General features: G+C 43.9%; 9 protein-coding genes. 7 read left to right on the forward strand and 2 right to left on the reverse strand.

What is annotated here, in order from left to right:
- Positions 1-42 precede the first annotated feature (42 nt).
- The 6 genes from nudC to C5469_RS17605 all read left to right on the forward strand — a co-directional run bounded on the left by nudC (position 43) and on the right by C5469_RS17605 (position 4,495).
- Positions 43-810: an NAD(+) diphosphatase gene (gene nudC / locus C5469_RS17580; protein WP_166309484.1), complete on the forward strand. Its 768-nt coding sequence runs from the start codon at positions 43-45 to the stop codon at positions 808-810.
- A gap of 109 nt (positions 811-919) precedes the next feature.
- Positions 920-1,984 carry a uroporphyrinogen decarboxylase gene (hemE, locus tag C5469_RS17585; protein ID WP_166309470.1) on the forward strand — a complete coding sequence of 355 codons (1,065 nt, stop codon included), beginning with the start codon at positions 920-922 and terminating at the stop codon, positions 1,982-1,984.
- A 6-nt stretch (positions 1,985-1,990) separates the two neighbouring features.
- Positions 1,991-2,659: a deoxyribonuclease V gene (gene nfi, locus C5469_RS17590; protein WP_166309472.1), complete on the forward strand. Its 669-nt coding sequence runs from the start codon at positions 1,991-1,993 to the stop codon at positions 2,657-2,659.
- Between the two features lie 76 nt (positions 2,660-2,735).
- Positions 2,736-3,326 carry a YjaG family protein gene (locus C5469_RS17595; RefSeq protein WP_166309474.1) on the forward strand — a complete coding sequence of 197 codons (591 nt, stop codon included), beginning with the start codon at positions 2,736-2,738 and terminating at the stop codon, positions 3,324-3,326.
- Positions 3,327-3,512: 186 nt separating this feature from the next.
- Positions 3,513-3,785, forward strand: a complete 273-nt coding sequence (gene hupA, locus C5469_RS17600; RefSeq protein WP_012776594.1) for a nucleoid-associated protein HU-alpha — start codon at positions 3,513-3,515, stop codon at positions 3,783-3,785.
- Positions 3,786-3,853: 68 nt separating this feature from the next.
- Positions 3,854-4,495 carry a DUF1481 domain-containing protein gene (locus C5469_RS17605; protein ID WP_166309476.1) on the forward strand — a complete coding sequence of 214 codons (642 nt, stop codon included), beginning with the start codon at positions 3,854-3,856 and terminating at the stop codon, positions 4,493-4,495.
- A gap of 23 nt (positions 4,496-4,518) precedes the next feature.
- On the opposite strand, the gene purD is transcribed toward C5469_RS17605, so the two are convergent.
- Entirely contained in the window at positions 4,519-5,802 is a 1,284-nt protein-coding gene (gene purD / locus C5469_RS17610; protein WP_166309478.1) for a phosphoribosylamine--glycine ligase, read from the reverse strand.
- 21 nt (positions 5,803-5,823) lie between these two features.
- Positions 5,824-7,413 carry a bifunctional phosphoribosylaminoimidazolecarboxamide formyltransferase/IMP cyclohydrolase gene (gene purH / locus C5469_RS17615; RefSeq protein ID WP_166309480.1) on the reverse strand — a complete coding sequence of 530 codons (1,590 nt, stop codon included), beginning with the start codon at positions 7,411-7,413 and terminating at the stop codon, positions 5,824-5,826.
- Between the two features lie 213 nt (positions 7,414-7,626).
- On the opposite strand from purH, the gene C5469_RS23265 reads away from it, so the two are divergent.
- A partial coding sequence (locus tag C5469_RS23265; protein WP_207629145.1) for a hypothetical protein occupies positions 7,627-7,817 on the forward strand: 191 nt, incomplete at its 3' end.

A 7,817-nucleotide genomic window follows, 5' to 3' on the forward strand; every position in this document is an offset into this window, starting at 1 on the left:
ATTTATACAGATATTTGTAATAAATAAGATGTCATAATGATGATACAACAACAAGTAACAGGTATAGAACGAGGCTGGTGGATTATCAGCGATGAGAATCGTATTTGGCTCCCTAAAGGTGAATTACCTTTTGGAATAGCTGCTCAATGGTCATTGCAAGGAAAAATAGCATTGCCTATCGGTGAGTGGCAGGGCGAGAAAGTTTGGTTTATTCGCCAGAAAATGGATTCAAATATGGTTTCCTTACGGCACATTGTTTCAGGCGATCGCGGCTTGTTTCAATTAGCAGGTCGAAGCGTTCAATTGGCGGAATTTTATCGCTCTCATCAATATTGTGGTTATTGTGGCCATGAAATGAACCACAGTGTCAGTGAATGGGCTTGTCTGTGTAACCATTGTCATGAACGTTATTATCCGCAGATTGCACCTTGTATTATTGTCGGTATTCGTCGTGATGATCAGATCTTATTGGCTCAACATCAGCGCCACCGTAGTGGCATACATACAGTGCTTGCTGGGTTTGTTGAAGTAGGTGAAACACTGGAAGAAGCTGTGGCCCGCGAAGTCATGGAAGAGAGTAATATTAAAATCCGCAACTTACGTTATGTCGCTTCTCAACCGTGGCCTTTCCCTCATTCATTGATGATGGCATTTCTGGCTGATTATGACAGCGGAGAGATCCGCCATGATCCGAAAGAGCTGATTAGTGCAGATTGGTATCACTATGACCAACTGCCATTGATTCCACCACACAATACTATTGCCCGTCGGTTGATTGAAGATACGATTGTTCTGTGCCGAGATGCGTAATGCATGGTTTGGCGCAATTCAACGGGAGAGATTTATCTGTCATGTTACAATGATGTCCTAATCATTACAGTCAGATAATATTGCGGCCAATAAATAAATGGAGCCTGTCATGAATGAGTTGAAAAACGACCGCTATTTGCGAGCCTTACTACGCCAACCCGTTGATGTTACACCTGTATGGATGATGCGTCAGGCTGGCCGCTATTTACCAGAATATAAAGCCATCCGTACCGAAGCGGGTGATTTTATCTCTCTATGTAAAAATACTGAACTTGCCTGCGAAGTCACTTTGCAACCTTTGCGACGTTATCCATTGGATGCAGCAATTCTCTTCTCCGATATTCTCACTATTCCTGATGCAATGGGCTTGGGGCTCTACTTCGAAGCAGGTGAAGGCCCGCGTTTTAAATCTCCTGTTTTAAGCCGTGCTGATGTGGAAAAACTACCGGTTCCCGATCCTGAAATGGAGCTGAGCTATGTGATGGATGCAGTGCGTGCAATCCGTAAGGCACTGGCGGGTCAGGTTCCTTTGATTGGATTCTCCGGTAGCCCATGGACGCTGGCGACTTATATGGTAGAAGGTGGCAGTAGTAAGGCATTTACTAAAATCAAAAAAATGATGTACGCCGAACCTACCGTAATGCATTTGTTGCTAAATAAACTGGCAGATAGTGTCATCCTTTACCTTAATGCTCAAATTAAAGCAGGCGCTCAGTCTGTGATGATTTTCGATACCTGGGGGGGCGTGCTGACTGGCCGGGATTATCGTGAATTTTCCCTGCGTTATATGCACAAAATTGTTGATGGTCTGATCCGTGAAAATGAAGGTCGTCGGGTACCAGTGACACTGTTTACCAAAGGTGGTGGGCAATGGCTGGAAGCAATGGCTGAAACCGGCTGTGATGCTCTTGGTCTGGACTGGACGACCGATATTGCCGATGCTCGCCGTCGTGTGGGGAATAAAGTCGCTTTGCAGGGTAATATGGACCCATCCATGTTATATGCTTCTCCAGAACGGATTGAACAGGAAGTTTCAACAATTTTGCAAAGTTTTGGTGTGGGTTCTGGTCATGTATTTAACCTTGGTCATGGTATCCATCAGGATGTAGCGCCGGAACATGCTGGTGTATTTGTTGAGGCGGTACATAAACTTTCAGCTAAATATCATCAGTAAAAACATATGATCAACACAAAAGCATTACGTCAGGAACAAATAGAAAAGGCTCAGCAGGTTATCTGTTATGATGGTTTTTCCTCGCCAAAACTGATTGCTGGTGCTGATGTGGGCTTTGAACAGCAGGGAAAAATTACCCGCGCAGCGATAGCTGTTCTCTCTTACCCTGATCTTGAGTTGGTGGAATATCAGATAGCTCGAATTGAAACTACGCTTCCTTATATTCCTGGTTTACTCTCTTTCCGTGAATATCCTGCATTGATGGCTGCCTGGCAGTTGTTGAAACACATACCGGATCTGGTGATGGTGGACGGTCATGGTATTGCTCATCCACGCCGTTTAGGTGTTGCTAGTCATTTTGGTTTATTGGCGAATGTTCCTACAATCGGTGTGGCAAAACGCCGTTTATGTGGTGAAAGTGAGCTGCTGGGTGAGCAGCCAGGCAGTTGTCAGCCTCTAATTGATAAAGAGGAACAGATTGGTTGGGTATGGCGAAGTAAAAAACGCTGTAATCCATTGTATATTTCCCCAGGACACAAAATCAGTCTTGATAGTGCATTGCTATGGGTGGAGCGCTGTGTGAAAGGTTATCGCTTGCCCGAAACAACCCGCTGGGCGGATGGTATAGCTTCAAATAGAGCGTTTTTTGAACAAATGATGCAGAAAAATCCTTAAATTCGGTGTAAACGTGTGGATATTCTTGAATTTCAGGTAAACTGCGGAGCACATTATGCATAATGAGTAAGAACTAATGTTACGAAACCCGATACATTTACGGTTGGAGAAACTTGAAAGTTGGCAGCATTTGACCTTTATGGCGAGTCTATGCGAACGGATGTATCCAAATTACCAGATGTTCTGTTGTCAGACTGCGTTTGCAGAACCTGTTCTTTACCGCCGTATTTTGGATCTGGTGTGGGAAATATTAGTTGTAAAAGATGCTAAGGTTAATTTTGATAATCAGTTGGAAAAGTTAGAACAAATTATTCCATCAGCAGACGATTATGATATTTACGGTGTATATCCGGCAATTGATGCGTGTATTGCATTAGGGGAAATGGTCCATTCCCGTCTGAGTGGTGAAACATTGATACATGCCATTGCAGTGAGTGAAATTTCAATTCGCACTGTTGCTATGCTTGAAATGACTCGGGCCGGGAAAGAAATGACCGATGAGGAATTAAAAGAATTACCAGCCATTGAAGAAGAGTGGGATATTCAATGGGAGATTTATCGCTTATTAGCCGGCTGCGAAGAGCGGGATATTGAGTTGATTAAAGGATTGAAAGCTGACCTTTGGGAGTCAGCAATTAGCAACATTGGTATAAATTTAACGCAGTAAAGTGAAAAAACGTGATTTAATGCTTTAAATGCCATGTTCAAAGGCTTCACTTTTGCCCCCACTCTGTTCTACATTTGGGGGGTGAAAAGAAGTGGCTATCGGTGCGTGTATGCAGGGGTGCTGTCATTCGGCATATCCGTCGCACTCGATGCTTTGCAAACGATAAACACACTGTAAGGATAATCTATGAATAAGACTGAATTAGTTGATGCAATCGCAGAAAGCACAGACCTGACTAAAGCTCAGGCAAAAGCTGCTCTGGAATCAACTTTGAATGCAATCACCGAATCCCTGAAAGCGGGTGATTCAGTACAGCTGGTAGGTTTTGGTACTTTCAAAGTTAACCACCGTGCAGAGCGTACTGGTCGTAACCCTCAAACCGGTAAAGAAATTACAATCGCGGCTGCAAACGTACCTGCTTTTTCTGCTGGTAAGGCTTTGAAAGACGCAGTTAAATAATTTCATTGCAAAAAAGAAAAAATAGAAGGGGTATTATTTATCCCCTTTTGTTGGTTCGTCAGGGGCTGATGACACTAGGATTCGTCTTCGCGCTCAGCGCCTGTACCAATCAACCTAAAGAACCTCTTTTCAGTGCAAGTGGATTCATCGCAGATGATGGTGTTGTTCGCTTGTGGCGCCTCAACGATCAAAATAATAAACCTCTGGTTCTGATGAGTGTTTATAGCCCTTACCGTAATGATAATACCGTCGTCACTTTTTACGAATATAAGCAGGGTGATTTGCGCCAAATTCGCCGTGAAATTCTAAACGATGAAAATCCACTGGCTGAACAACTTCGTTTGAATAAATTCGGTGATGTGATTTTTATGCAGAAGCAGTTAAAAACACGGCGTGAACCACTTTCCAATGATGATGTTGTTCGTATGCAGTTTGATGCTAAACGGACTCTTGAATTAAGTGATGCACTGATAGTAGGTAATGTGCGTTTGATGCAAGGACACTGGAATAACGGCAAGGTCACTACCTGTACGGGTGAAATGATTTCCGTTGAGTTTGAACCTTACGCTAAGTCATGGCTTGAACAGCGCGAAAAAAACAGTTACGGCCAATTAACCATTGCTTGGTTGGAGGCTTCTGCTGGCCGCGAATTACTGTTGGTGGCGAATAATGATTTTTGCCGTTGGGAACCGACGAAGGACAGTCTCTGATTCTAACCTCCGCCAGTTTTTGATTACTTCAGCCGATTAATGGCCCGATATCCAATATCTTTGCGGTAAAAACAGCCATTCCATTTAATCTGTTCTGCTTGCTGGTAAACCTTTTTCTGTGCATCAGCAATAGTGTCTCCTAATGCTGTAATACATAGAACACGTCCACCGGCGGTAATAACATTATTATCCTGCAATGCTGTGCCTGCATGGAAAACTTTGTTGCTTTCATTTTCCTGTTGAGGCAAGCCATGAATAATATCACTTTTGTGATAATCAGCTGGATACCCACCAGCAGCCAGTACCACGCCCAGAGCAGGGCGTTTGTCCCAATCAGACGTTTTACCAGCAAGCTCGCCTTTGGTGCCAGCCAGACAAAGTTCAATCAGATCGGAACGCATACGCATCATGATCGGTTGGGTTTCCGGATCACCAAAGCGGCAGTTAAATTCAATCACTTTTGGTTCTCCATCCTGATTAATCATCAACCCGGCATAAAGAAAACCCGTATAGATATTACCTTCAGCAGCCATACCATTGACGGTAGGATAAATAACCTCTTCCATAATACGCTGGTGGATCTCATCGGTGACTACCGGAGCGGGCGAATAGGCTCCCATTCCGCCAGTATTTGGGCCAGTATCACCGTCACCTACGCGTTTATGATCCTGGCTGGTTGCCATAGGAATGACATTTTTGCCATCGACCATAACGATAAAACTCGCTTCTTCACCAGTCAAAAACTCTTCAATAACAATTTGGTGGCCTGCATCACCAAATGCATTTCCGGCTAGCATATCTTTTATTGCGGACTGGGCTTCTTCCCGTGTCATAGCAACAATCACACCTTTACCCGCAGCCAACCCGTCAGCTTTTATAACAATAGGAGCGCCGACTTTATCCAGATAGGTGAGGGCAGGTTCGATTTCTGTAAAATTCTGATAAGAGGCGGTCGGGATCTTATGGCGTGCTAGAAAATCTTTGGTGAATGCTTTTGAACCTTCTAACTGAGCGGCTGCCTGAGTTGGACCAAAGATAGTTAGCCCCGCTTTTTTGAACACATCGACAATACCCATTACCAGTGGTGTTTCAGGGCCAACGATGGTCAGCCCAATATCATGGCTTTGTGCAAATGCCAATAGGCCGTTGATATCTGTTGCTGAGATATCAATATTTTCCAGATGACTTTCCAACGCCGTCCCTGCATTTCCCGGAGCAACATAGACCTTACCAGCCAAAGGAGATTGTGCTGCTTTCCATGCCAGAGCATGTTCGCGTCCACCGCTACCAATAATTAAAATATTCATCAAATTAACCCCTGTTATTGATTAGTGGCGGAAATGGCGCATACCAGTGAAGATCATGGCAATGCCGTGTTCATCAGCGGCTGCGATGACTTCGTCATCGCGGATTGAACCGCCGGGTTGGATAACACAGCTCACGCCGACAGCCGCAGCTGCATCAATACCATCACGGAATGGGAAAAATGCGTCAGATGCCATTGCGCATCCCTGAACTTCCAAGCCTTCATCAGCTGCTTTAATTCCGGCAATTTTTGCAGAATAGACACGGCTCATCTGGCCTGCGCCGATTCCGATGGTCATATCATTTTTTGCGTAAACAATGGCATTGGATTTGACAAACTTAGCGACTTTCCAGCAAAACAGAGCATCTTTCATTTCTTGCTCAGTTGGCTGACGTTTGGAAACTACATGCAGGTTGTCAGCTGTTACCATACCAAGATCACGATCTTGTACAAGCAGTCCACCGTTAACACGTTTGAAATCAAGGCCAGCAATGCGGGTTTCCCAGTTACCAGATATCAAAACACGGACGTTTTTCTTGGTAGCCAGAACCGGTAACGCCTCTTCGTTTATTGAGGGAGCGATAATCACCTCTACAAATTGGCGGTCGATAATGGTTTGTGCGGTTTTAGTATCAATTTCGCGGTTAAAAGCAATAATGCCACCAAAAGCGGAAGTTGGATCTGTTTTGAATGCGCGATCATAGGCTTCGTGAATATCTTTACCAATTGCTATGCCACATGGATTAGCATGCTTAACAATCACACATGCTGGCTCTACGAATTCCTTAACGCATTCCAGAGCTGCATCTGTATCTGCAATATTGTTATAAGAAAGCGCTTTGCCTTGTAATTGAGTTGCCGTTGCAATAGATGATTCAGAGAGATTCTCTTCTATATAGAAAGCAGCATCTTGATGGCTGTTCTCACCGTAGCGCATATCCTGCTTTTTAATAAAATTCAAATTCAGAGTACGGGGGAAACGTCCTGATGGCTGAGTAATATCACCATAATAAGCAGGAACCAGTTTACCAAAGTAGTTAGCAATCATGCTGTCATAAGCAGCGGTGTGTTCAAATGCTTTAATTGCTAAATCGAAACGGGTTGATTGTGTCAGTGAACCCTGATTGCTATCCATCTCTTCAATGATTTTTTCATAATCATTACTATTAACTACGATTGCGACATCTTTATGATTCTTAGCCGCAGAGCGAACCATAGTTGGACCGCCGATATCAATGTTTTCAACAGCGTCTGCCAAAGTACAATCTGGTTTAGCAACGGTCTGTGCGAATGGATATAGATTCACAACTACCATATCGATTGGTGAGATGTGATGTTGTGCCATGATTTCATCATCTTGTCCACGGCGACCAAGGATTCCACCATGTACTTTAGGATGCAGTGTTTTAACGCGGCCATCCATCATTTCAGGAAAGCCAGTATAATCTGAAACTTCAGTAACCTTCATACTTAATTCAGCTAGTAAATAGGCTGTACCACCAGTAGAGAGTAATTCAACACCGCGTTCAGATAAGGCTTTCGCAAATTCAACAATCCCTGATTTGTCGGAAACACTAAGCAGGGCACGGCGGATTGGACGAAGCTGTTGCATTGGTTTGATCCCTTGGATTTTGTGAGGCAGTAACATGTTATTGGGAAGAACCCACTATATCAGGACATAAAAAATGAGCGCTGCAATAACATTTCAGAACAGTCGGATAAAATCATGTGATGATTTTAACTGCTCGGATTGTAACGAAAACGTTTGCGTGATGCTCGATAAATTTTCATCCAATTAACTATTTGTGGATAAGTCTGTTGGTAAATGAGTATAAAGCGGCATTTTGCTGTGGAATTAATCAAACGATCAATTTTATTAAAAATAATTATTGCCAGCGCCGAAGAACGCCCTATAATGCGCCCCACTGACCGACACCCCGCTGAGAAAAAAGCTGGTGGGGTCAGGCAGAGCAACGTGAATAAGCGCTTGACTCTGCGGGCGAACAGCGTAATATA

Origin of the sequence: Photorhabdus cinerea, from assembly GCF_011189575.1 — a bacterium.
GTDB lineage: Bacteria > Pseudomonadota > Gammaproteobacteria > Enterobacterales > Enterobacteriaceae > Photorhabdus > Photorhabdus cinerea.

Bases quoted from the DNA above. Each gene is read 5' to 3' on its own strand.
- nfi (WP_166309472.1), top strand. From the start codon at position 1,991: ATGATCAACACAAAAGCATTACGTCAGGAACAAATAGAAAAGGCTCAG.
- hemE (WP_166309470.1), top strand. From the start codon at position 920: ATGAATGAGTTGAAAAACGACCGCTATTTGCGAGCCTTACTACGCCAA.
- purH (WP_166309480.1), bottom strand. From the start codon at position 7,413: ATGCAACAGCTTCGTCCAATCCGCCGTGCCCTGCTTAGTGTTTCCGAC.
- C5469_RS17595 (WP_166309474.1), top strand. From the start codon at position 2,736: ATGTTACGAAACCCGATACATTTACGGTTGGAGAAACTTGAAAGTTGG.
- purD (WP_166309478.1), bottom strand. From the start codon at position 5,802: ATGAATATTTTAATTATTGGTAGCGGTGGACGCGAACATGCTCTGGCA.
- C5469_RS17605 (WP_166309476.1), top strand. From the start codon at position 3,854: ATGACACTAGGATTCGTCTTCGCGCTCAGCGCCTGTACCAATCAACCT.
- hupA (WP_012776594.1), top strand. From the start codon at position 3,513: ATGAATAAGACTGAATTAGTTGATGCAATCGCAGAAAGCACAGACCTG.